This is a genomic window from Aeromonas sp. 600527 (genome assembly GCF_049175415.1).
GTDB classification, from domain to species: domain Bacteria; phylum Pseudomonadota; class Gammaproteobacteria; order Enterobacterales; family Aeromonadaceae; genus Aeromonas; species Aeromonas veronii_A.
Map to the genome: position 1 here is coordinate 1 of NZ_JAAKVA010000014.1, position 21,794 is coordinate 21,794.

Here is a 21,794-nt window from a genome sequence, read left to right on the forward strand (position 1 = left end):
CTATGTAGCTCAGTTGGTTAGAGCATCGCACTCATAATGCGGGGGTCACAGGTTCGAATCCCGTCATAGCCACCATCAATTTGCGGAAGTGGCGAAATTGGTAGACGCACCAGATTTAGGTTCTGGCGCCCTAGGCGTGAGAGTTCGAGTCTCTCCTTCCGCACCATTGATAGCAGTACCAAACAGACCAGCTCACGCTGGTTTTTTTGTATCTGACATTTGCCTCTCTCCGGTTGTCTCTCATCGCTGTATCACCCCCTCTTCCCCTTAAGGCCCCCTTCCCGCTGATTCCGAGCACGCCTTGCCACTCTCGTCTCCCTGCAACAAAAAGCGGCCCGTAGGCCGCTGGTATGAACATCCATCAACACGGTAGTCAGAACGGGAAAAACCAGGGAATAGCCACCACACTCACCGCCATCACCAGCAGGGTGAAAGGCACCCCGATACGGATAAAGTCGGCGAACTTGTAGTTGCCCGGTCCCAGCACCAGGGTATTCACTGGTGAGGAGACGGGCGTCATAAAGGCGGCCGAGGCGGCGATGGCAATGGTCATGGCGAACGGATAGGGCGATACCCCCATCTGCTGCGCCGTGCCCAGCGCAATGGGCGCCATCAGTACCGCGGTGGCGGTATTGGAGATAAATAGCCCGATCACTGCGCAGAGCGCAAACAGGCTGGCCAGCATCACCCGCGGCCCCATCTCCCCCACCGCATTGATCAGGCCACCGACGATCAGATCCACCCCGCCGGTTTTTTGCAGCGCCAGTGCGAAGGGGAGCATGCCGACAATCAGGATCAGGGTCGGCCAGTGGATCGACTTGTAGGCGCTCTCCATGTCGATACAGCGAAACTTGCCCATCAGCAGACAGGCGATCAACGCGGCAATGACGTTGGGCACCGGATCGGTCACCATCAGCAGGATCATCACCCCAAGGCAAATCAGTGCATGGATCGACTGACTGCGGGCGGGGGCCATCTCGTCCACCTCGGCCGGCAGTCCCATCAACAAAAAGTCGCGGCTGTGAGTCTGCAGTTGCCGGATATGGCTCCAGTTACCCACCACCAGCAGGGTGTCCCCCATTTGCAGCGGCTCGTCCACCAGTTTGCCAGCAAGAGCCTCACCATCGCGGCGCAGCCCCACCACACTCAGGCCATAGCGGGAGCGGAAGGTCACCTCCCGCACACTCTTGCCCAGCAGCTTGGATTCGGGTATCAGCGACACCTCGGCCATCCCCACCTCCCGCGCCTGACCGGAGAAGTACTCGCCACGCAGGATCATGGGCTCGAGCCGCGCTTCGCTGCAAAAATCCCGCACGTCCACCTCGGGATCGGACATATCGATCAGCAGCACATCCCTGGCCTGAAATTCACTGATCCCCGACACCGGCACCATCACCCTGCGAAACTTGCGCCAGCGCTCCACCCCGATAATGTGGGCGCCATAACGGGCGCGCAGTTGCAGCTCGTCCAGGGTATGGCCAATCAGGGGAGAGTCGGGGTGCAGCGCCAGGCGGCGGGCCCGACCGGTCAGCCGATAATCACGGATAAGATCGCGAAAAGTACGGCGCCCGGTCTGCTTGCCCTTGCCCTCCTCCCCCTCGCCCACCAAAGAGCCGCGCACCAGCAGCATGTAGAGGATGCCCAGCCCCAGGATCAGCCCCCCCATGGGAGTGAAATCGAAGAAACCGAAGCCGTGTATGCCGTGGCGCATCAGCTCGCTGTTGACCACCATGTTGGGGGGCGTGGCCACCAGCGTCATCATACCGCTGATAAGCCCGGCAAAGCCGAGGGGCATCATCAGGCGACCGGCCGGGATCCCCATCCGATTCGCCACACTCAGCACCACCGGGATAAAGATGGCCACCACCCCGGTGCTGCTCATCACAGCCCCCAGCGTCGCCACCGCCACCATCAGCAGCACCAGCAGCTTGGTCTCGCTGCTGCCCGCCACCTTCACCAATGCATCCCCCACCTGATAGGCGATGCCGGTGCGCACCAACCCCTCTCCGACTACAAACAGGGCGGCTATCAGAATGACGTTGGGATCGCTAAAACCCGCCAGTGCCTCCGGCAGGGTGAGGGTGCCGCTCAGCACAAAGAGGATGATGATCAACAGGGCGACCACGTCCATCCGCACCTTGTTGGTCATAAAGAGATAGATGGCGCCAGCCAGCAGACAGAGCACCCAGACAAGCTCGGAATTCAATGCAACCTCCTTTTATCACGTGATTCTCCTCCCGGATAGTGGACTCTATCAGACCACAGCCACGGCGCTATCATCTTGCTACATATCAATAAAGTCCGGCCCATCGGGGCACCATAACCCATCGGTGCTGGAATAGCCGGGCACCAGAAGCCATTTCTTTGATATGGGCCAAGCCCGGGGCGGACAAAAGTCCTGCCCCTCCTCCCCCTCACCCCTTAGAATGGCGCCCTCGCATACTAACCCTCATTACCAAGGATCAGAAAATGAGCATATTCGAGCTGTTCAGCATCAATAACACGCTAGTGACCATACCGCTGGGTGGCGGCTATGCCATGTCATGGATTGAAGCCATCGGCACTCTGTTCGGCCTTGCCTGTATCTGGTTCGCCAGTCAGGAGAAGACCATCAACTACCTGTTTGGTCTGATCAACGTCACCCTGTTTGCCATCATCTTCTTCCAGATCCAGCTGTACGGGCTGTTGCTGCTGCAGCTGTTCTTCTTCTGCGCCAACGTCTACGGCTGGTACGCCTGGACCCGTCCCGCCAACGAGCAGGGGGATACCCTGCAGATCCGCTGGCTCAGCAAATCCAAGCTCATCGTCACTGCCGTGGTGAGCGTGCTGGCCATCGCCCTGCTGACCCGCTATATCGACCCGGTATTCGCAGCGCTGGCGCGTACCTCGGTCGCGTTTCTCAACCTGTTTGGTGCCAACCTTGCCACTCCCGAGCCCTCCCCCGATGCTTTCCCATTCTGGGATGCCACCATGACGGTGCTCTCGGTGGTCGCGCAGATCCTGATGACCCGCAAATATGTGGAGAACTGGATCCTCTGGGTGGTCATCAACATCATCAGCATCGGTGTCTATGCGGCGCAGGGCGTTTACGCCATGTCGCTGGAGTACCTGATCCTGCTGTTTATCGCCGCCAACGGCACTCGCCTCTGGGTGATTACCGCCAAGCGCCAGCCACAAGGTCTGTAAGCCATGAGTCTGTTACCCCATCTCCAGTGCCGCCCCGACCAGATTGCCGAGCGGGTGGTGCTGTGCGGCGACCCGGCCCGGGTCGACCGCATCGCCAGCCAGCTCGAGCGGTGTGAAGTGCTGGGGCAAAACCGGGAGTTTCGCCTCATCAATGGCCGTTATCAGGGAGTGCCGATCACGGTTTGCAGCACCGGCATCGGCGGCGCGTCGGCCATCATAGCGCTGGAGGAGCTGGTGCAAGCCGGTGCCCGCTCGCTTATTCGGGTCGGCTCCGCCGGTGCCCTGCAACACGACATCGGCCTTGGCGACCTTATCGTGGTGGAAGGGGCGGTACGCAATGAGGGGGCCTCACAGGCCTATCTGCCCGCCGAGTACCCCGCCTGCGCCGATATCTGGCTGCAGGCCGCCTTGCTCAACCATGTAGCAACCGGCAGCCAGCCTCATTGGCACGGGCTGGTACGCTCCCACGACAGCTTCTATCGAGATGATGAGCAGGAGGTGTGCCGCTACTGGCATGCCCGTGGCGTGCTCGGCGCTGACATGGAGACCGCAGCCCTGCTGACCGTGGGTCGCCTGCGCAAGGTGCGGGTTGCAGCCGTGCTCTGCAACGTAGTGCTGTTCGAGCAGGATGTGCAGGATGGGGTCAATGAGTACGCCAACGCCGAGCTGGCCATGATGAACGGCGAGCGAAACGCCATCGCCGCCGCCCTCCACGCCCTGGTGCAATAAACGGCAAACCGTTAATCACGGCACATTCGACAGGAGGCGGGCTGGTATCCGGCCCGCGCTCTTGCTAGCCTCATGGCCCTCGTCATCGGTGCGACAGGTACGTCATGCAGCAACAGCCCTATCCCCTCGGTCGTTTTCACGCCGAACTCGCCAAACTGGAACCCCGCTTTGCCGCGGCGCTGGAAGCGTGCACCCTGTTTCTGCGTCGCTACCTGCCGGGCGAATCCATCATGCGGCAGGGGGAGCTGAGCGAGCAGCTCTATCTGGTCGAACATGGCCGGGTCTCCCTCAACAGCACAGTGCACTCGGGCCGCCGCTTCCAACTCGGCGAGATTGAGTGTCACAGCCAGATCTTTGGCGAGATGGAGTTCTTCAGCGCCACCCCGGTGCAGTGGAACGTGGTGGCCGAGACCGAGCTGGATGCCCGGGTCATCTGCGCCCACAAACTGGCCCAGCGCCTGCTGGCCGAGCCCGAGTTGACCCTCTTTTTCGCCGCCGCACTCGCCAGCGACTATCTCGATACGCTGGAGATCACCACCAGCCGCCTGCTCCACCCCATCGCCTACAACATCGCCTACGAGTTGTGGCGAGAACGCCAGCGCACCCCCATGCTGGGGTCACGCAAGCGGGCCCATGAGGCGGCGCGCTTCGGCACCACCGAGCGGGTTTACCGCCGCGCCCTCAAGGAGCTGGTCGAACAGGGCATAGTTGCCGACGGCAGCAATGGCCCCGTTATCGCCGATCTGGCCAAGCTGCGCGCCTATCTCGACCTTTGATTTCCATTCACCCTGTCAGGAGTCACCATGTCTACTCACACCTATCCAGCGTTCACCTTCTTCAGCCGCTTCGTTGCCGACATTCAGGCGGGCCGCAAGACCATCACCATCCGCGACGAGAGCGAGGCCAACTGGCAGCCCGGCCAGCGGCTGGCCCTGTTCACCAACCCGGAGCACCAGCCCTTCGGCACCATAGAGGTGATCTCCGTCAATGCAGTGGCCTTCGATGAACTGAACGACGAGCACGCCCGTCAGGAGAACATGACCCTCCCCGAGCTCAAACAGGTGATCCGCGATATCTACCCCGCTCTGCCGCCGCTCTATGTGATTGAATTCAAACTGATTGCCTGAGCTGGATTTGGCCTTTGCCGAGTGATGTGTTAATAGTGTCCTCTTTTGAATCATGGAGGTGACCCGAGTGTTTGAGATAGCGAGCCTGAGAGAAGGGATGATGCACGGGGTCGAGCTGTTCCAGCTGCTGCTGGAGATCATCTCCATCGCCTGTGTGGTGATAGGGCTTGGCAAGACCCTCTGGCTGGCGGCGCGGATGGAGGATCACGAACCCGGCTTTCCGCGCATTCGCCTCTGTTTCGGCAGTTGGCTCATCTTGGCGCTGGAGTTCCAGCTCGCCGCCGACATCCTGGCCACCACGGTCGCGCCAAGCAAGGAGGAGCTGATCCGCCTCGCCATCATCGCGGTGATCCGCACCTTCCTGAACTACTTCCTCGGCAAGGAGCTGGAAGCCCAAGCAGAACGCCAGCAAGACAAGGCAGAGCGCCAGCAGGAACAACGCAGCGAGCAGGCCAAGGCTGCTCAATAACCTGTATTCCTGCAGAGTATCCGCGCCAAGTGCCGTGCCGTCCCGACCACAGCAGTGGCCCGGGATGGCACCTTTGTGACCCTTCCCGCACTTTTGGCAATCAGCCAACTATGGAACCCTTTTCAAGGTTTCCTCTGCCCTGTCGAGTAGCAGCTCATCTGCGTAAGATAGAAAATCTTCTCCCCCAACCGGCCACGCTGATGAATACGCACTCCCTTCACACGCCCGATATCGACCTCGATAGCTGCGTCATCTACCAGATCTACCCCATGAGTTTTCAGGACAGTGATGGCGACGGCATAGGCGATATCAACGGCATCCGTCAGCGCCTCGACTATCTGGCCACCCTCGGGGTCGATATGCTCTGGCTCACCCCCATCTATCGCTCCCCCAAACGGGACAACGGCTACGATGTGGCGGACTACCGTGCCATCGACCCCACCTTCGGCACCCTGACCGAGATGGAGCAGCTGATCGCCGAAGCGGCCGCTCACGGCATCGGCATCATGATGGATATCGTCGCCAACCACACCTCCACCGAGCACGAGTGGTTTATGCAGGCACTGGCTGGCGATCCCCGTTATCAGGGTTATTACGTATTCCGGGATCAAGCCTTTGTCGATGCTCACCCCATTACCTCGATTTTTGGCGGCAGCGGCTGGCAGTATGTGCCAGCGCTTGATCGCTACTACCTGCACAACTTCGATCCCAGTCAGGCCGATCTGGACTGGGACAACCCGGCGGTGCGGGCCGAGATGGCAGAGGTGATCAACTTCTGGCTGGGCAAAGGGATCAAGGGATTTCGCTTCGATGTGATCGATATGGTGAGCAAGGAGTGGGACCGACTGGCCATGAGCAATGGCCCGCGCCTGCACGACTATATCCGCGAGCTCAATGCCGCGAGCTTCGGCGGCAAAGGGATCATTACGGTGGGGGAGACCTGGGGGGCCGATCTCGCCCATATGCAACGCTACTCCAGCACGGATGGCAGCGAGTTCAGCATGGTGTTCAACTTCGAGCATCTGGGGCTCGGCAGTGACAAGTGGTCATCCCGCTTTGCTCCCCTCGCCTTCAAACGGGCCATGGCCCGCCACCAGCAAGGGCTGCATGGCCGAGGCTGGAACAGCCTGTTTCTCGGCAACCACGACCTGCCCCGCGCCGTCTCCCGCTTTGGCGATGACAGGCCCGAGTGGCGGGAAACCAGCGCCAAACTGTGGGCCATGGTGCTGCACATGATGCAGGGCACTCCCTTCATCTATCAGGGGGAGGAGCTCGCCATGACCAACCGCCACTGGCAGCCGGACGAGCTGCGCGATGTGGAGGCCATCAACTACTGCGCCAGCCAGTCAGGGCTGGATCCTGCCGAGCTGAGTCGGCGGCTCGATGCCATTGGCCGCGACAACGCCCGTACCCCGATGCAGTGGGACGCTGGCCCCCACGCCGGTTTCAGCACCACCACGCCCTGGATTGCCCTCAATGCCAACCACCTCGAGATAAATGCTGACGAGCAGCTGGCCCGCCCCGACTCGCCGTTTCACTGCTATCGCCAGCTCATCGCCCTGCGCAAGGCCCACCCGGTCGTTCGCCACGGCAATTTCGAACTGCTGGATGGGGATGATCCCAAGCGCATCGGCTATCGCCGCCACTGGCAGGATCCGGCCAGCGGAGAGCGGCACACCCTGCTGCTACTCGCCAATCTCACGGCGAACCCCCTGTCGATGCCCCACTTTGACAAGGTAACAGACGGCATGAGCTTGCTGATAGGCAACTACCCTGGCCAGCCTGCACCACTTTTTGCCCCTTATCAGTGTGCGGTATGGCTAGCCGATTGATCAGGCATTGATAGAGGCCAGCTCATGGCGCTTCAATGCCAGCAGAGTGATCAGCAGCGCCAGCGTGGCAATCAGCCCCATGCCGATATAAGTGGTGCTGAAACCTGCGGCCAGCAGATCGGGCCCAAGCCGACTCAGATCACTGCCACTACCGGCAGGCAGGCTGGAATGGAACAGCATGGCGCAGATGGCCACCCCGATGGCCCCCCCCAGCTCACGGCCAAAGTTGAACAGCGACATGCCGATGCCGCGATCTTCCCGTGGCAAGGCATTCTGTACCACCACCGAGAGGGCGGGCAACACCAGACCCAGGCCAATACCGGCAAAGCCGAGGGCCAGCTTGACCCAGGCATCAAAGTGGATCTGCCAAAGCGCCACTGCAGCCAGCCCGAAGCCTACCGCCACAAAACTCTTGTAGTGACCGGTACGCCCGATGAGTTTGCCGCCGACAAAAGCGCCGGCGGTAATGCAGATCATGAAGATCACCATACTCATCCCGCTCTCACTGGCGCTCAGCCCCTTTTGCCACTGCATCTGCAGGGGTAGATAAACCAACACCGCAAACATCAGCAACTGGGAAAACATCACCAGCAGCACACTCACCAGATAACCGGGCAGCCGCACCAGATGGGCTGGCAGTATGGGGTCATGAGCGCGCCGCTCAATCAGCACCAGCAACATCAGAGAGACCGCCAGAGCCCCCGCCAGCCAGATGGCAGGGAGGGCTGCCTCGGGTGAGAGCAACAACAGAGTCAGGGTGGTGACGGTAATGAGCAGTGCCGCCCCCTTCCAGTCGAAGCGACTGTGGCGACGCACATTGAGCTGTTTAAGATTGCGGTTGATCAGGTAGATCGCCAGTGCACCAAGCGGCAGGTTGATCCAGAAGATCCAGCGCCAGCTGAGTTGTTCGGTAAAGTAGCCACCCAGCAGGGGCCCGGCAATGCTGGATACCGCATAGACCGCCGAAATGTACCCCTGATACTTGCCCACTTCCCGCGGCGGAATCGTGTCGGCAATCACGGTAAAGGCAAGAGCAATCAGGCCGCCCCCTCCCAATCCTTGCAGCACTCGGGCCGCCAGCAGGGTCGGCAGATCCTGAGAGAGGGCGCAGGCGATAGAGCCTGCCAGAAAGAGACCAATGGCGATATTGAGCATCCGTACCCGGCCAAGGAGATCACTCAGTTTGCCATAGAGGGGCAGTACGGCGGTGGCCGCCAGCAGGTAGGCGGTGACCACCCAGGTGAGGGCGGCACCGGCGTGCAGCTCGGCACCGATCATCGGCAGCGGGGTGGTGACTATGCTCTTCTCCAGCGAACCGAGCGCGATCACCAGCGCCACACTGGAGAAGATGGTTTTAGGGGATATTTTCGAGGTCATAAGGGGACTCGCTGATCTGATATGCCAAAGGATCGGCAATTGAGCGAGTTATTGTCTCACAAATCAGCAAGAGATAGAAAAATCGGCGGCCACATCTGCCCGATCATGAGACAGATCCCATAATCGATGTCCCCAATCTGCTAGCCTGCCCTATTTGATTCGAGGAGTCCCCATGAGCGCGCCAGAACAGTACGGATTTGATCACTACGATGCCCTGATTTTCGATATGGATGGCACCCTGGTGGACTCCATGCCCCTTCATCTGGATGCCTGGGAGCTCACCTGCGCCGAATTCAGCATCCCCTTCGAGCGGGATCAGCTCTATCAATACGGCGGCATTCCCACCCGCAAGATCATCGCCATGCTGGCCGAGCAGCAGGGACTGACGGTAGATGTCGAGGCCTTTACCCGTCGCAAGATTGCCCTCTACATGACCCATATCGACAAGGTCAGCGTCTTTCCCAAGATGTGGGCGCTGGTCAGGCACTATCACGGCAAGGTGAAGATGGGAATTGGCACCGGCTCACCACGCAATCAGGCGGACGCCATCCTGAAGAGCACCGGTCTCGATGCCTATATTTCTGTGGTAGTGAGCGCAGATGATGTCACCAACCACAAACCCCATCCGGATACGTTTCTGAAAGTGGCCGAACAGCTGGGGGCCAATCCAGCTAACTGTCTGGTCTTTGAAGATACCCGGATCGGGCTTGAGGCAGGCAAGGCGGCAGGGATGGATGCCCTACTGGTAATGGAAGGCGAGCTGCAACAGAGGTAGGAGGCGAGCTGGCAGCGCAGCAACATGGCGCCTCCTCCCGGATGACGCACTGTTGCTGTTCAACTCCCGGATAAAGGCTGCTCCTGCAGACAGGAGATGAGCGTCGGCCCGGGGGAAACCGTCAAAGAGAGTGCATCGGCCATGGCTTTCTCCTGCCATGTCTGATGATGACGCAGCAGCGCCAGCGCCTCAGCCGGCGTATCTGCAAAGACGGGGGCTGCCATGGCGGAAAATCCCTGCTCAACCAGCTGACGACGCTCATCGCTATAACGGGGGGCATTGGCATCGAGATAGGTAAGCGCCTGGCCCAGCGTGAAGAAGTGATAGTTGGGCATCGAATGACCCTCAAAAATAAAGCGCCATTCTACTCCTTTTTGGTCAATTTCCAGCCTCAAACCCTTATCCGTCCGGTGATCTTGTTCACATTTTTGTTAACAATCTTGCAAATGATCATGTCACCGCACATAGCCTGTCCAGAGGACCCATCATCTCCGGCGTGCAATGGACAACCAACCACTGTAGAGACTCCCATCCATGGCCCCACGCCAGGTCGGCGTCATTCGATTGCCTGATGCCTTGACCATACTGCCCCCTGTCAGCCGATATATTGCCAACTGCGGTCGCTCCGGTAAGGGGCCACAACACTGGTTACGCATATTTCACCAGATATATAAAAAGATAAAAACGCTCCGGTTCTGGGCCAGCCGTCAGCCTATCGATAATGAACAGGCGTCGCCCATGCAAATATTTGAATTATATTCCAGCCACATCTTTAACCACTGTTACATTCATGTCTGCTAGCATATTTTTGCGCGGCAAGATAGATGACTAAAAAAACATAAAATACATATCCATGCATAATAAAATCGTTTGATGGCAGCTTGATGCATCGCATTAACCCTTTCTTTACACTCCGTTACTGCCAAGGCCTGTGCCCCAACACCCGTCCGGACTGGACTACTGCTCGATACTGGGCTATTGGCGAGCAAACAGGTGACTATTCAGCGTGAATTGAATAGCAATATGATTAAATTTGCACCCATTGAGCCATCTCATAGAAATGCAATCAGCGGTTTGCAACCCCTGATAGCCACTCATAGAATCGCAGCGTCTGAAATATCTACCCTGTCCTCTTCTCCCTTATTCCTCTCAGTAATTGAGTGGCTCACAAATAATAACCGGGGATGCCGCCGCTGGCGCAGTGGCCGTGGCGTACAACAAGATGGGGTAAACCTGTACCTGAATGAACAACAAATATTAAAAAGAGGCATATCTATGAGTGGCACCATCATCAAATCGGCAAGAAATACCCCCCATGCACCCCAGGATCTGGGCCCCTGCACCCAAACGGTGGCGTTTTCTCATTACAACAATATCTCCTCCCAACTGCCGGTCGATCCAGCCACCGGCAAGATGGTGAGCGGCGATGTCACCGCGCAGGCCAGACAGTGCCTGAGCAACCTCAAGGCGATCATCGAGAGCATCGGCCATGTGATGGACGATATGGTCAAAGCGACCATCTTCCTCAAAGAGATGGCCGATCTGGAGGCGGTCAACGCCGTCTATCGCGAATTCTTCCCGGGCTATCTGCCGACCCGCACCACCCTCGCCGTCGCCGCCCTGCCGCTGGGCGCACTGGTGCAGATCGATGCCATCATCTCCAACGGCGAAGGTACCTTCCCACAAGATCCTTGCCCGCTGGTTAAACTGGCCCGCAATAGCGACAAGGCGCCGCACAATCCGCTCTCCACCCATACCGTGGCCTTCTCCCACTACAACAATATCGGCGCCCAGCTGCCGGTCGATGCCGCCTCTGGCCAGCTGGTTGCCGGTGGCATCAAGGAGCAGGCGGGCCAGTGCCTGCGCAATATCAAGGCGGTGCTGGAGAGCATCGACGTGCCGTTTGACGATATCGTCAAGGTCACCGTCTATCTGACCGATCTGGCCGATCTGGAGGCCGTCAACGAGGTCTACACCACCTTCTTCCCCGACTCCGCCATCGCCCGCGCCGTCGCCTATCTGCCCGCCCGCTCTGTGGTCAGTGCCGCCGCCCTGCCCATGGGGGCACGGGTGCAAATGGATGCGGTCATCTCCCACGGTGACGGCACCCCGCCACAACTGGTGGAAGACCGTCACAATCTGGTGATCCGTGCCCGTAATACCGACAAGGCACCACGCAGCCCGCTCCATTGCCAGACTGTCTCCTTCTCTCACTACAACCATCTCTCTGCCCAACTGCCGATTGACCCCGCAACCGGCAAGATCCTGGCTGGCTGCATCAAGGAGCAGACCGCCCAGTGCCTGAGCAATATCAAGGCGATTGTGGAGAGCATCGGCCATGTGATGGACGATATCGTCAAGGTCAATATCCAGCTCGCCAATATCGCGGATCTGGATGCGGTCAACGCCGTCTACACCAAATACTTCCCGAGTTATCTGCCTGCCCGCACCGTGATTGGCGTGAGCGAGCTGCCCGCTGGCGCCCTGGTGCAAATGGATGCGGTGATGTCCAACGCGGAAAGCACCCCGCCGCAGGCGTAAAGGTTGCGGAAATAAAAAAGAGACCGGCTATATGCCGGTCTCTTTTTACATGCCAGACAAAGGGATGGCCCCTCAGCCCTCGATATCGCGGTTCCTGAGCGCCACTCTGACCGCCTCTGCCGTGGTGGCTACACCGAGTCGACGGCGGGCACTGCGCAGATGGTTCTCGACTGTGCGCACCGAGAGTTTCAGGGTGGTGGCGATATCGGCATGGCGCCAACCCCGGGAGACCCACTCCAGCACTTCGCGCTCGCGCCCAGTGAGGCCACGCTCGTGACCCGCTACCGGCATCTCCATCAGCCGACGGGCAGCATGAAAAGCCGCCACCGCGATCAGCGCAAGGCCAACCCGAGTGTGGGCACTGGCATCGATCTGATCGCCGCCAAAGCTCATCGCCCCTTCCAGTCCCAACGGCCCATAGACGGGTACCTGCAAGCCATGTCGGCCCGGCCCCTCAGGATGGCGAACGATACGGTACTGCTCGCCAGCAGCGCCAACCGTTTTGCTCCAGAAGAAGGGCTGGTCTCGCTCCCTGATATGCATCGCCATCGGGCACTCGCGCATATAGGCATGCAGGTCGACCGCCTCGCCGCTCTCCAGCCACTCCCCCTCCAGCCAGTAGAGATGCTCGACCACCCCCTCCTCGCTGGCACTGATGGAGAAGAGCGCAAAGCGGTGATACCCCAGCGGGGTGGCAAAGGCGCGCACCAGTTGCTGGATCTCCTCCAGCCGCTGGCACCCTTCCAGCGCCACCACGACCTGCAATGCATTCGCTGGCGATGACGACAACCTCATCGCTTGGCAACCGCCTCCAGCAAGGTGGTGGCGGCCAACTTGCCGAGGTTATTACCAGCCAGCGGGCTGTCACCGGTCAGCAGATTGCGATCCCGGCACACCTCTCCCGAGATGCCGTTGTTGACGATCTCAAAACCAATCTCTTTAAGCTTCTCGCCAAACTTCCAGGTGAGGTGGCCCGGCATATAGCCAATTGCCGGGGTCTGGGCATCCAGCTCGTCGGGGAAGGCGCAGATCTTGTAGCCCGCGAAGGTCTCTGGATTGGCCACCGCCAGCAGCGCAGCAGGCCCGTGACAGAGGGAGATGATGAAGCGATCGTTGGCCATCGCCCACTCCAGCAACGCTTTCACCTCGGCACTCTGCGGCAACCCCATCAGGGCGCCGTGGCCGCCGGGAATAAAGACGCCGATATAGTCCGAGTCGGCGGCCAGCGCCTCTTTCAGCAGATCGGCCAGCTTGGCCGGTTGGCGGAACTGCGCCTGATATTTGGCATAGAGCCCCAGCACCTCTTCGTCTTCGCCGGGCATGGCCCACCACTCGAACTTGACCGGATTGCCGGAAAGGGTGGCCACATCAAAGGCAAAGCCCGCCTTGTCGAGGTGATACATGGGCAGCAGGGTTTCGACCGGATGGTTACCGGTGGAAAACAGGGTGCCGTTGTCGGTGGGCAGATAGCGCTCATCGGCCCCGATCAGCAGGATCTTCCAGCGCCCCTCCCGATAGGGAGCGGGATAGTCTGCCCCGGCAAGGTCAGATTTGCGCGAGGTGAACTGGCTCAGGGAGTAGGGCGATGGGAAGAAGGCATTCTGCTCTGCCGGATCCGGGGTCGGTTGTTTATCGTCAACAAGCATATCGGTCATGGGTCAGGCTCCAGTAGTGGTGGACTCGGTCTCACAGTATTGACTGTCAGAGACCAAGTAAATGAGGGTTTTCCCTCAACCGCCATGACGATGGCAAGAGGTGTGACCGCGCTGCGACAAAACCTGAACAGAATCCCCGCCAGACTTAGGCCATCGCGGCAAATGCCCTGACGATGGCATCCATGACCGCCCTGACCCGCGCGGCATGCTGCACATCCTGATGGGTCACCAGCCACACATCGTAGGATTGCTGTAACTGCCGCTCGGGCCAGACCCGCACCAACCCGGCTTGCTCGGCGAGCGGAACCGCCACCTCGCCAAGCCCCAACCCCATCAACAGGGCCTGACGCAGCATCAGGCTGGTATTGACCCCCGCGGCGACCGTGGCCCCCTCGGCCGCCTCTTCGAGCATCATGGGCGAGCGCGCGCTCTGCCAGTGGGGCTCATACACTACCAGCGAATGGCCCGCAAAACCGGTGCCCGCTTCGGGAATGCCATGGCGAGCCAGATAGTCGGCGGAGGCATACAACCCGACCGGCCAGGAGGCCAGCTTGCGGATAATCAGGTCGGGATTGTCCGGCTTCACCGTCCGGATCGCGATATCCGCTTCCCGCAGGGACAGATTGACCACCTGGGTCGAGGTATTGAGGATGACCCTGATATCGGGATAACGCTGATGCAGCTCGGTCAGGGCCGGTATCAGAAAATCCATCCCCAGGGTGTCTGTGGTCGCCACGCTGACCTCACCGACCAGACGGTTGTCGACCCCTTGCGCCGCCCGCACGAAATCAATGGCAGCCAGCTCCATCTGCTGAGCGCTGGCCAGCACTATCTCCCCGACATGAGTCAGCACATACCCTTTGGATGTGCGGAGAAACAGCGTGGCCGCCAGACGATGCTCCAGTGCGGCAATCCGCCTGCCAATGGTGGCCTGATCGACCCCGACCACACGGGCGGCGCCCCTCAGGCTCCCTTCCCGATGCAACGCCAGAAAAATTTTCGCATCATCCCAGTTCATCACGACTCCCGGTTGAAATGCATTTTTGCATTACAGGTGAGGGATAATACTGCGTTTATTCATCAGCAATCTCCACTATCTTGGTGCTCATCCAACTCGGGGAACCTCATATCACCTCGTTACAAGGAGCCGCTGATGCATAACGCCTATTCCATTCCCGCCACCATGAGCGCGGTAGAAATTACCCAGCCAGGTGGCCCCGATGTCTTGCAACTGACCACCCGCGCCACACCGGCGCCCAAGCCCGATGAGGTTTTGATCCGGCACTATGCGACCGGCATCAATGGGCCGGATGTGATGCAGCGCAAAGGGCTCTACCCGCCTCCGGCAGGGGCATCGGATATTCCCGGGCTGGAGGTCGCCGGGGTCGTGGTCGCCAAGGGGGAGCAGGTGGAGCATCTCAAGGTTGGCGACAAAGTCGCAGCGCTGATTTCGGGTGGCGGCTATGCCGAGTACAGCGTCGCCCACCAGAGCAATGTCCTGCCCCTGCCGCCCGGATTAAGCTTTGTCGAAGCCGCGGCGCTGCCGGAAACCTTTATGACGGTCTGGTCAAATATGTTTGAACGGGGTCAGTTCAAAAAAGGCGACATTATCTTGATCCATGGCGGCGCCTCCGGCATCGGCACGACCGCCACCATGCTGGCCAAGGCATTTGGCGCCGCCAAAATCATCACCACGGTCGGCTCACCCGAACAGCAGGCCGCCAGCATCAAGCTGGGCGCGGATGTGGCCGTACTCTACAAGGAGGAGGATTTTGTCGAGGCCGTGCATGCAGCCACCGATGGCCATGGCGCCGACATCATTCTCGATATCATTGGCGGGGAGTATGTCGCGCGCAACTATGCGGCGGCCGCCATCAATGGCCGCATAGTCCAGATCGGCATTATTGCGGGCGCCGCCCCCAATCTCGATCTGTTTCCCATGCTGCAAAAGCGGCTGACCCATATCGGCTCTACCCTGCGCTCGCGGACACCGCAGGAAAAAGCCGATCTGATCGCCCAGCTGCAAACTCATGTCTGGCCATTTATCGAACGCGGCGAGGTCAAACCGCAGGTTTACCAGACCTTCCCGCTGGATGAGGCCGCCGCCGCCCACCATTTGCTGGATTCAGGCCGTCATATCGGCAAGCTGGTATTAACCATGGCGCCGTTGTCGTCAGATTGATAAAGCCCATCGTGGAGCAGGCCGAGATGGATGCGGTGATGTCCAGTGCTGAAAGCACCCCGCCGCAGGCGTAAGGGGTGCGATAAATAAAAATAGACCGGCTGATAGCCGGTCTATTTTTTGGTAACAGGGTGGGATATTATTTTTATGGCATCGTCTTAAAAACGCGAACGTCCGATTACGCTTCGCTAATCGAACCTACGAGCTATTTAGATAGCTCTACTGCAATTTTTGGTTAAAAATATATGTAAAACCGCTTTTCCCATCAGTACGACAAAAATGCAAATTATCCAAAGCCACACATATTTCAAAACTGAGTAATGCAACTAGTTTTTGATTTGAAGAGGCCAATGTCATTTTAAATAATGAGTCATCAACCGCAGATAGCCCTATTAATACAGGGTATATGGCTGCCCATATATCAAGTGCCTGTGGCATTACCCTATGAATATCAATGGCAATATTCTTCATATCCATTGAACATAGATGTTCAGGGCTACAAAACATAAACTTTTCGTGAAGTACAGCCCTCAACGGCACATTACCGACCAGTGATTCATCAAGAATATTAGATAACTGCGATGCATAAAACTCGATATCTTCTCGTGCTTGCTGCAAATAATACTGGTCATTCATCTGTTTCTGTAAAGAAAGCTGACGAATCAAAACTACTAACGTAATAAATCCGAGTATTGGTGCATAGATACCTCCAATTGCCGAGCCAAATTCGGCCCATCGAGAGTGGTCTTGTGACAAATCTCCGCCAAATGTATTTACATATAAAGCAACAGGGGAAAATAAAAATACAAAAACAACAACTATAATAACCCAACCTCTTATAACCATAGCTTAGCCTTTATTAAGACAATGAAGATCAATCATCAAGAAAAAGTACTATCAACTCTCAGGCATTGAAATATATTTTTAATTTACTATTTTCCTGTGCCAATAAAAACGCCCCCCATCTTGCGATGGAGGGCGTTTATTTTCCAGCTATTGGGTCAAGCTGGCCCAATCTTCAGGAATTACAGGGATTCAGCGGTCGCAACCACGTTTTCCACGGTAAAGCCGAATTCCTTGAACAGCAGCTCGGCCGGTGCGGACTCACCAAAGGTGGTCATACCGATGATCTTGCCGCCGAAACCGACGTACTTGTACCAGTAGTCGGCGATGCCGGCTTCGATGGCCACACGCTTGGTGACGGAAGATGGCAGGACAGATTCTTTGTACTCGGCAGATTGAGCGTCGAACACGTCGGTAGACGGCAGAGAGACCACGCGCACGGCACGGCCCTTGGCAGTCAGCTGCTCATAGGCGGCAACAGCCAGTTCCACTTCGGAACCGGTGGCGATCAGGATCAGCTCCGGAGTACCGGCGCAATCTTTCAGCACGTAGCCACCCTTGGCGGTGTCAGCCAACTGCTGGGCAGTACGGTCCATCTGGGCCAGGTTCTGACGAGAGAAGATCAGAGAGGTCGGGCCGTCGGTACGCTCGATGGCGTGTTTCCAGGCGATGGCAGATTCAACCTGGTCACACGGACGCCAGGTGCTCATGTTCGGAGTCAGACGCAGGGAGGCGATCTGCTCAACCGGCTGGTGAGTCGGGCCATCTTCACCCAGACCGATGGAGTCGTGGGTGTAAACGAAGATGGCGCGCTGCTTCATCAGGGCGGCCATGCGCAGGGCGTTGCGGGCGTACTCCATAAACATCAGGAAGGTAGCGCCGTAGGGGATGAAACCACCGTGCAGGGCGATACCGTTCATGATGGCGGACATGCCGAACTCGCGTACACCGTAGTGGATGTAGTTGCCGGAGGCATCGTCGTTGGTCAGGGACTTGGAGCCGGACCACATGGTCAGGTTGGACGGAGCCAGGTCAGCAGAGCCGCCCATGAACTCCGGCAGCAGCTTGCCGAAGGCTTCCAGAGAGTTCTGGGACGCTTTACGGGTCGCAATCTTGGCCGGGTTGGCTTGCAGGGTTTCGATGATCTTGGCGGATTCGGCAGCCCAGTTGGCCGGCAAGTCGCCTGCGGTGCGGCGCTTGAATTCGGCAGCCAGCGTCGGGTGAGCGGCTTCATAGGCAGCGAACTTGGCAGCCCAGTCGGCTTCCAGTTTGGCGCCCTTCTCCTGAGCGTTCCACTCGGCAGCGATATCGGCCGGGATAACGAACGGCGCGTGGTCCCACTTCAGGAAGGCGCGAGCAGCGGCGATCTCGTCGTTGCCCAGCGGTGAGCCGTGGCAGTCGTGAGAACCGGATTTGTTCGGGGAGCCGTAACCGATGATGGTGCGGCAGCAGATCAGGGTCGGCTTGCCGGTCTCGGCCTTGGCGGCTTCGATGGCGGCATTGATGGCTTCCGGGCTGTGGCCGTCAACAGCCGGGATAACGTGCCAGCCGTAGGCTTCGAAACGCTTGACGGTGTCGTCGGTGAACCAGCCTTCTACGTGACCGTCGATGGAGATACCGTTGTCATCCCAGAACGCGATCAGTTTGCCCAGTTGCAGGGTACCTGCCAGGGAGCACGCTTCGTGGGAGATACCTTCCATCAGGCAGCCGTCGCCCATAAAGGCGTAGGTGTAGTGGTCAACGATGTCGTGGCCCGGCTGGTTGAACTGCTCAGCCATGGCTTTTTCGGCGATCGCCATACCAACGGCGTTGGTGATGCCCTGACCCAGCGGGCCAGTGGTGGTTTCAACGCCCGGTGCATAGCCGTACTCCGGGTGACCCGGGGTGCGAGAGTGCAGTTGGCGGAAGTTTTTCAGATCGTCGATGGAGAGGTCATAACCGGAGAGGTGCAGCAGGGAGTACAGCAGCATGGAGCCGTGGCCGTTGGAGAGAATGAAACGGTCGCGGTCGGCCCACTTGGGGTTGTTCGGGTTATGTCTGAGGTGGCTACGCCACAGCACTTCGGCGATATCCGCCATTCCCATGGGGGCGCCCGGGTGACCGGAGTTGGCTTTTTGAACGGCATCCATACTCAATGCACGAATGGCATTGGCAAGCTCTTTACGAGAAGGCATCTGAATCTCCTGCGATTGCTTCATTTGATGGCCAAGATTAAGGCGCGTTATTGTCCCAGCAGGGCGCGCGGCGTGCAAATATTATCTGGATGAATAAAGTGGCTTTGGGAGGACAATCGCTTTTCTTGCCCTCTATTGACCCAAGCAACCAGAGAAAAACGTTTGATTTTCATCCCTTTCGGGATAGGAGAGCACCGCTTGTGACCCATTGGACACTGCGCGACAAAATAGTGCTGGCAATCGGGGGGGGCGCTAATTAAAATAGACGTCCAGATGTAGATACCTCTACACCATCCCATTCATCCGGTTATTGCTATGGCGATAACCCAGACAAGCTGAGACTCTTATCATGGCAAAGCTGTTTACTTCCGAGTCGGTCTCCGAAGGCCATCCCGACAAGATTGCGGACCAGATCTCCGATGCGGTACTGGACGCCATCCTCAAGCAAGATACCAAGGCACGCGTTGCCTGCGAGACCCTGGTCAAGACTGGTATGGTCATGGTGGCCGGTGAAGTAACCACCTCTGCCTGGGTAGACATCGAGCAGATCGTGCGTGATACCGTACGTGAAATCGGCTACACCCACTCCGACATGGGCTTCGACGCTGACTCCTGCGCCGTGCTAAACGCCATCGGCAAGCAGTCCCCGGACATCAACCAGGGTGTTGACCGCAGCGATCCGCTGGAGCAGGGCGCTGGCGATCAGGGCCTGATGTTCGGCTACGCCACCAACGAAACCGACGTGCTGATGCCGGCCCCCATCACCTACTCTCACCTGCTGGTGAAGCGTCAGGCTGAAGTGCGCAAGAACGGCACCCTGCCGTGGCTGCGTCCGGATGCCAAGAGCCAGCTGACCTTCGCCTACGACGACGCAGGCAAGATCATCGGTGTCGATGCAGTTGTTCTGTCTACCCAGCACGCCGAATCCATCAGCCACAAAGATCTGGTTGAGGCGGTACGCGAAGAGATCATCAAGCCGGTGCTGCCGGCCGAGTGGGTCAACAAGGACACCAAATACTTCATCAACCCGACCGGCCGTTTCGTTATCGGCGGCCCAATGGGTGACTGCGGTCTGACCGGTCGCAAAATCATCGTCGACACCTACGGCGGCATGGCCCGTCACGGTGGTGGCGCCTTCTCCGGTAAGGATCCGTCCAAGGTTGACCGCTCCGCTGCTTACGCCGCCCGTTACGTTGCCAAAAACATCGTTGCCGCCGGTCTGGCCGATCGCTGTGAAATCCAGATCTCCTACGCCATTGGCGTGGCCGAGCCGACCTCCATCAGCGTCGAGACCTTCGGTACCGCCAAAGTCGCCGAAGAGCTGCTGGTCAAGCTGGTGCGCGAGCACTTCGAACTGCGCCCGTATGGCCTGATCGAAATGCTGGATCTGAAGCGCCCGATCTACCAGGCTACCGCTGCCTACGGTCACTTCGGTCGTGACGAGTTCCCGTGGGAGCAGACCGACAAGGCCGAACTGCTGCGTTCTGCCGCTGGCCTGTAAGGCTCGCTGTTGTGATAAAAGGGGAGCCTGGCTCCCCTTTTGCTTATCCGCCATTTGACGAGATGTTGATGTCTGCCACCCCTTCCCAGCTTGTCGCCCTGCTGCAACAACGCGTAGAAGCCTGCTTTGTGCAGGCCGAGGCGCGCCTTGGCCGCACCTTCCCCCGCCCACGGATCTACTGCAATATGCGGGGCCGGGCGGCAGGATCAGCGCGGCTGCAAACCTGGGAGTTGCGCTTCAATCCTGCCCTCTATCAGGCCAACCAGCAGGCGTTTCTGGATGAGGTGGTGCCCCACGAGGTGGCCCATCTGCTGGTCTATGCACTCTGGGGAGAGGGGCGCGGCAAGAGCCGGGTACTGCCCCACGGCCGCCAGTGGCAATCGGTGATGCGGGAGGTGTTCGGCCTTGAGCCCAGAACTACCCACAGCTTCGATCTGGCAGTACTGGCCCAGCGCACCGTGCCCTATCGCTGTCACTGCCAGCAGTATCAACTGTCGATACGCCGCCACAACAAGGTGGTGCGCGGCGAGGCCCGCTACCACTGCCGCCGCTGCAAGCAGCCGCTGGAGCGGGAACGGCCGGAGCCAGAGCAGTAAGCCAGCTTGTGTCGCGCCCCTGTGGTAGGGTGCCCGCCATCGTTCGTCAATCACCCCGTTTGCAAGGAATCTCATGCGTTTCATCTCCTCCCTCGCCCTGACCCTGCTGGCCGGTTTGCCGCTGCTCAGCGCGCCTCTGCACGCCCAGACCTTTCGCGAAGCCAAGCAGGATCTGGTGAAGCTCTATCGCAGCCAGCCTGCGGTCACCACCTTCTACTGCGGCTGCGACATCGACTATCAGGGCAAGAAAATGAGCCCGGATCTCGCCAGTTGCGGCTATGAGCCGCGCAAGCAGGCCCAGCGCGCCGCCCGCATCGAGTGGGAACACGTGGTCCCGGCCTGGGAGTTCGGCCACCAGCTGCAGTGCTGGCAGGATGGCGGTCGCAAGAACTGCGAAAAAGCGAGCCCCGAGTTCAACAAGATGGAGGGGGACATGCACAACCTCTTCCCCGCCATTGGCGAGGTGAACGGCGATCGGGCCAACTACCGCTTCTCCGACTGGAACGGCAAGCCGGATCAGTACGGCCAGTGCCAGATGCTGGTGGATTTCAAGGATCGTCGGGTGCAGCCGCCCAAGGGGCCGGTACGGGGCCAGATTGCCCGCGCCTACCTCTACATGAGCCAGCAGTATGGGCTGCGTCTGGCAGCGCAACAGCGTAAACTGTTTGAAGCTTGGGATCGCCAGTACCCGGCAGAAGGCTGGGAGTGCGAGCGCAACCGCCGCATCGGCAAGCTGCAGGGCAATACCAATCCCTTTATTGAAAAACAGTGCCAATAACCCCATTTGACCAGGGAGGGGATCACCCC

At 58.9% G+C, this 21,794-nt stretch carries 20 protein-coding genes and 1 tRNA gene; 13 read left to right on the plus strand and 8 right to left on the minus strand.

Features of this window, described 5'->3' with window-relative positions:
- Positions 1-82: 82 nt before the first annotated feature.
- Positions 83-166: transfer RNA gene (locus G5154_RS15845), tRNA-Leu, on the plus strand.
- 207 nt (positions 167-373) lie between these two features.
- Here G5154_RS15845 and G5154_RS15850 read toward each other — a convergent pair.
- Positions 374-2,206 carry an SLC13 family permease gene (locus G5154_RS15850; RefSeq protein ID WP_421251293.1) on the minus strand — a complete coding sequence of 611 codons (1,833 nt, stop codon included), beginning with the start codon at positions 2,204-2,206 and terminating at the stop codon, positions 374-376.
- A 263-nt stretch (positions 2,207-2,469) separates the two neighbouring features.
- Here G5154_RS15850 and pnuC point away from each other — a divergent pair, with 263 nt between their 5' ends.
- From pnuC to G5154_RS15880, 6 genes are all read left to right on the plus strand, one after another.
- A complete protein-coding gene (gene pnuC / locus G5154_RS15855; protein WP_421251294.1) occupies positions 2,470-3,186 on the plus strand; it encodes a nicotinamide riboside transporter PnuC in 717 nt (238 codons plus the stop codon).
- Positions 3,187-3,189: 3 nt separating this feature from the next.
- On the plus strand, positions 3,190-3,915 hold the full coding sequence (locus tag G5154_RS15860) for a nucleoside phosphorylase (protein ID WP_421251295.1): 726 nt from the start codon (positions 3,190-3,192) through the stop codon (positions 3,913-3,915).
- 104 nt (positions 3,916-4,019) lie between these two features.
- Entirely contained in the window at positions 4,020-4,691 is a 672-nt protein-coding gene (locus tag G5154_RS15865; RefSeq protein WP_421251296.1) for a Crp/Fnr family transcriptional regulator, read from the plus strand.
- A 27-nt stretch (positions 4,692-4,718) separates the two neighbouring features.
- Positions 4,719-5,042 (plus strand): N(4)-acetylcytidine aminohydrolase, encoded by a 324-nt coding sequence (gene yqfB, locus G5154_RS15870; RefSeq protein ID WP_421251297.1) that lies wholly within the window; start codon positions 4,719-4,721, stop codon positions 5,040-5,042.
- 67 nt (positions 5,043-5,109) lie between these two features.
- Complete coding sequence (locus tag G5154_RS15875; protein ID WP_029299378.1) at positions 5,110-5,511, plus strand: DUF1622 domain-containing protein; 402 nt, start codon at positions 5,110-5,112, stop codon at positions 5,509-5,511.
- Positions 5,512-5,711: 200 nt separating this feature from the next.
- On the plus strand, positions 5,712-7,343 hold the full coding sequence (locus tag G5154_RS15880; RefSeq protein ID WP_421251298.1) for an alpha-glucosidase: 1,632 nt from the start codon (positions 5,712-5,714) through the stop codon (positions 7,341-7,343).
- Here G5154_RS15880 and G5154_RS15885 read toward each other — a convergent pair whose 3' ends face one another.
- Positions 7,344-8,720 (minus strand): MDR family MFS transporter, encoded by a 1,377-nt coding sequence (locus G5154_RS15885; RefSeq protein WP_421251299.1) that lies wholly within the window; start codon positions 8,718-8,720, stop codon positions 7,344-7,346.
- 172 nt (positions 8,721-8,892) lie between these two features.
- Between G5154_RS15885 and G5154_RS15890 the strand changes: the two genes are divergently transcribed.
- Positions 8,893-9,495, plus strand: a complete 603-nt coding sequence (locus G5154_RS15890) for an HAD family hydrolase (RefSeq protein WP_421251300.1) — start codon at positions 8,893-8,895, stop codon at positions 9,493-9,495.
- A gap of 59 nt (positions 9,496-9,554) precedes the next feature.
- Here G5154_RS15890 and G5154_RS15895 read toward each other — a convergent pair whose 3' ends face one another.
- On the minus strand, positions 9,555-9,830 hold the full coding sequence (locus G5154_RS15895; protein ID WP_005343832.1) for a hypothetical protein: 276 nt from the start codon (positions 9,828-9,830) through the stop codon (positions 9,555-9,557).
- A gap of 940 nt (positions 9,831-10,770) precedes the next feature.
- Here G5154_RS15895 and G5154_RS15900 point away from each other — a divergent pair.
- Positions 10,771-12,036 carry a RidA family protein gene (locus tag G5154_RS15900; protein WP_421251301.1) on the plus strand — a complete coding sequence of 422 codons (1,266 nt, stop codon included), beginning with the start codon at positions 10,771-10,773 and terminating at the stop codon, positions 12,034-12,036.
- A 72-nt stretch (positions 12,037-12,108) separates the two neighbouring features.
- Here the strand turns inward: G5154_RS15900 and G5154_RS15905 are convergent, their stop codons facing one another.
- The 3 genes from G5154_RS15905 to G5154_RS15915 form a co-directional block, all read right to left on the minus strand.
- Positions 12,109-12,831, minus strand: coding sequence for a PA1136 family autoinducer-binding transcriptional regulator (locus tag G5154_RS15905; protein ID WP_421251302.1), 723 nt, complete (start codon positions 12,829-12,831; stop codon positions 12,109-12,111).
- Positions 12,828-13,691, minus strand: coding sequence for a glyoxalase III HchA (hchA, locus tag G5154_RS15910; RefSeq protein WP_058057895.1), 864 nt, complete (start codon positions 13,689-13,691; stop codon positions 12,828-12,830). The genes G5154_RS15905 and hchA overlap by 4 nt, the downstream gene beginning before the upstream one ends.
- Before the next feature lie 145 nt (positions 13,692-13,836).
- The gene (locus G5154_RS15915; RefSeq protein ID WP_042055160.1) at positions 13,837-14,709 is read right to left on the minus strand and encodes a LysR family transcriptional regulator; all 873 of its coding nucleotides are present in this window, start codon (positions 14,707-14,709) and stop codon (positions 13,837-13,839) included.
- Positions 14,710-14,844: 135 nt separating this feature from the next.
- Here G5154_RS15915 and G5154_RS15920 point away from each other — a divergent pair, with 135 nt between their 5' ends.
- Positions 14,845-15,873, plus strand: coding sequence for an NAD(P)H-quinone oxidoreductase (locus tag G5154_RS15920; protein WP_216949509.1), 1,029 nt, complete (start codon positions 14,845-14,847; stop codon positions 15,871-15,873).
- 219 nt (positions 15,874-16,092) lie between these two features.
- Here G5154_RS15920 and G5154_RS15925 read toward each other — a convergent pair whose 3' ends face one another.
- The gene (locus tag G5154_RS15925) at positions 16,093-16,719 is read right to left on the minus strand and encodes a hypothetical protein (protein ID WP_216949510.1); all 627 of its coding nucleotides are present in this window, start codon (positions 16,717-16,719) and stop codon (positions 16,093-16,095) included.
- A 179-nt stretch (positions 16,720-16,898) separates the two neighbouring features.
- Entirely contained in the window at positions 16,899-18,890 is a 1,992-nt protein-coding gene (tkt, locus tag G5154_RS15930; protein WP_421251303.1) for a transketolase, read from the minus strand.
- Positions 18,891-19,239: 349 nt separating this feature from the next.
- Between tkt and metK the strand changes: the two genes are divergently transcribed.
- From metK to G5154_RS15945, 3 genes are all read left to right on the plus strand, one after another.
- On the plus strand, positions 19,240-20,391 hold the full coding sequence (gene metK, locus G5154_RS15935) for a methionine adenosyltransferase (protein ID WP_206900326.1): 1,152 nt from the start codon (positions 19,240-19,242) through the stop codon (positions 20,389-20,391).
- 68 nt (positions 20,392-20,459) lie between these two features.
- Positions 20,460-20,987: a SprT family zinc-dependent metalloprotease gene (locus G5154_RS15940; RefSeq protein WP_421251304.1), complete on the plus strand. Its 528-nt coding sequence runs from the start codon at positions 20,460-20,462 to the stop codon at positions 20,985-20,987.
- A gap of 73 nt (positions 20,988-21,060) precedes the next feature.
- Positions 21,061-21,765 carry an endonuclease gene (locus G5154_RS15945; RefSeq protein ID WP_421251305.1) on the plus strand — a complete coding sequence of 235 codons (705 nt, stop codon included), beginning with the start codon at positions 21,061-21,063 and terminating at the stop codon, positions 21,763-21,765.
- Positions 21,766-21,794: the final 29 nt, after the last annotated feature.